This window comes from Empedobacter sp. UBA6305 (assembly GCF_002440405.1).
Lineage (GTDB): Bacteria > Bacteroidota > Bacteroidia > Flavobacteriales > Weeksellaceae > Empedobacter > Empedobacter falsenii_B.
Map to the genome: position 1 here is coordinate 43,224 of NZ_DJTP01000019.1, position 1,665 is coordinate 44,888.

The 1,665-nt window shown below is 31.7% G+C and carries 2 protein-coding genes and 1 tRNA gene; all 3 read right to left on the reverse strand.

What is annotated here, in order from left to right:
- Positions 1-47: 47 nt before the first annotated feature.
- Positions 48-123 (reverse strand) — tRNA-His (locus B3M86_RS05075).
- Between the two features lie 118 nt (positions 124-241).
- On the reverse strand, positions 242-943 hold the full coding sequence (bshB1, locus tag B3M86_RS05080; RefSeq protein WP_291075755.1) for a bacillithiol biosynthesis deacetylase BshB1: 702 nt from the start codon (positions 941-943) through the stop codon (positions 242-244).
- A 3-nt stretch (positions 944-946) separates the two neighbouring features.
- Positions 947-1,540, reverse strand: coding sequence for a glutathione peroxidase (locus B3M86_RS05085; RefSeq protein WP_286484538.1), 594 nt, complete (start codon positions 1,538-1,540; stop codon positions 947-949).
- Between the last annotated feature and the right edge of the window lie 125 nt (positions 1,541-1,665).

Consider the following 1,665-nt stretch of genomic DNA (forward strand, 5'->3'; position numbering starts at 1 on the left):
ATCACCATTTGGTTTGAATTTCTTTTGAAACTAATTCTAAAGTTTTAGGGTGAATGATGGGTCTCGAACCCACGACCTCCGGAACCACAATCCGGCGCTCTAACCAACTGAGCTACAATCACCATTTTTATTGCGAAATTAACTTTTATTTAATCTCTCAATTGGACTGCAAATATAGCCTATTAATCGGTACTTGCAAATAATTTTGACAAAAAAATAAAGGTTTTTTACACCTTTATTTCTAAATTAAAGAATCTAAATTATTTACGCCAATATAACTTCGCGAAATAAATCCTTCTCCACCTTCAGTTCCGATTAATCTTCCTAAATCATATGCACGATATCGGATAGAATCTGTAAAATTCTTCGATGAAATTGGTGTTTGAGGTTCGCTCGAATTTGGATCAAAAAATTGCGTTTTATACGCCATGCAAGCTTCCACTTTTGTATCAACAAAACCAGAAATATCAATTACAAAATGAGGTTCTAAAGGCAACCATTGAATGTAGTGGAAGTGCTTTTTTGGACGCCAAGCTGGTAATCCATTATCAATTTTTGGTAAACCCGATAAGAAAATAGCAGTATTCACTAAATCTGAACCTTTTCCATGATCTGGATGGCGATCGTGAGGTGCATTACTCAAAATAATATCAGGTTGATATTTGCGAATGATTTCGACAATTTTCAATTGATTTTCTTTATCATTCAAGAAAAAACCATCAGGAATTCCAAGATTTTCTCTTACAGCAACTCCCAAAATGTTTTTGGCATCATTTGCTTCTACACGGCGCGTTTCATCGGTACCACGAGTTCCCAATTCTCCTTTTGTTAAATCAAGAATACCAACCGTTTTACCGTTTTTAATTTCTTTTGTAAGTGTTCCTCCACATCCCAATTCTACGTCATCAGGATGCGCTCCAATTGCAAGAATATCTAACTTCATTTACTATTTATTTAACCAATCTATTATTTCTTTTGAATCTGGAGTTACTTTTGATGGGTAAGAAACCTCTAAAGTTCCGTCTTCGTTAATCAAAAATTTTGTAAAATTCCATTTTACATCATTGTCAGATTTTCCGTTCAATGATTTTTTTGTTAAGAATTTGAAAATTTCATTTTGATTTTTTCCAATTACATCACTTTTTGACATCAAAGGAAAAGTTACGCCATAATTTAATTTACAAAAACTTGCAATTTCTTCGTTATTGTCAAATTCTTGCCCTCCAAAATTGTCTGAAGGAAATCCAACAATTACTAATCCTTGATCTTTATATTCTTGATACAATTTTTCTAAAGCATCATATTGAGGTGTGTAACCACATTTTGAAGCTGTGTTAAGAATTAAGATTTTCTTTCCTTTCAAATCAGCGAAATTAAAATCGTCATCATTGATATCTTTGAATGTATAATCGTAAATTTTGTTCACTTTTTGAGGTGTTTTTGTTGTTTGATGAATGGTTTGCTTTTTAGAAACTTTCTTAGTTTCTTGCGCATTACAAGCTATAAATAGCCCTAAAAATCCGATGAATAAATATTTCATTGCGTACTATTTTAAACAAATTTAAAAAAAATGTTATGATTTGTAAGTTAAAGTAGGTTAAAATAAAAAAGCTCATCTTTGGATGAGCTTTTTTATTTTATAATATTGTCCCGTCCTGAAATAGC

Bases quoted from the DNA above. Each gene is read 5' to 3' on its own strand.
- bshB1 (WP_291075755.1), bottom strand. From the start codon at position 943: ATGAAGTTAGATATTCTTGCAATTGGAGCGCATCCTGATGACGTAGAA.
- B3M86_RS05085 (WP_286484538.1), bottom strand. From the start codon at position 1,540: ATGAAATATTTATTCATCGGATTTTTAGGGCTATTTATAGCTTGTAAT.